This window comes from Streptomyces sp. NRRL S-920, from assembly GCF_000717945.1.
Classification (GTDB): Bacteria; Actinomycetota; Actinomycetes; order Streptomycetales; family Streptomycetaceae; genus Streptomyces; species Streptomyces alboniger.
Window position 1 is genome coordinate 1 of sequence record NZ_JODF01000171.1, and the last position, 322, is coordinate 322.

The window sequence follows — 322 nt, forward strand, 5'->3', positions numbered from 1 at the left end:
GGGCGCGCAGCTGCATGGGGCGCAGGCCAACTGGAAGCTGATGATGGAGAACAGCGTCGATATCTATCATTTCCGGGCGCTGCACAAGCGGTATGTCAGCTATATGCAGTCGTTGGGGTCGGTGCCGCCGCGGCGTCGGGGTGGTTTCGGGCGTGCGCTTGGTCTGGGTCATGGGGCCAATGAGCTGCCGCCGGCGGCTGCCCGTCCGCTGGCTCACTGGACGCCGATGTTCGATCCTGAGCTGCGGCCGCGGATGGAGGCGACGGCGGCGCGTTTCGCGGAGAAGTTCGGTGCCGAGCGTGCTCAGCGGATCACCGGGATG

Annotated in this window: 1 protein-coding gene; it reads left to right on the plus strand. The window is 66.8% G+C overall.

Annotated features, from left to right (window positions below; all coding sequences use genetic code 11):
* Positions 1-322: SRPBCC family protein (locus IG54_RS0137375; RefSeq protein WP_030795740.1), on the plus strand; the 322-nt coding region annotated here is incomplete at both ends.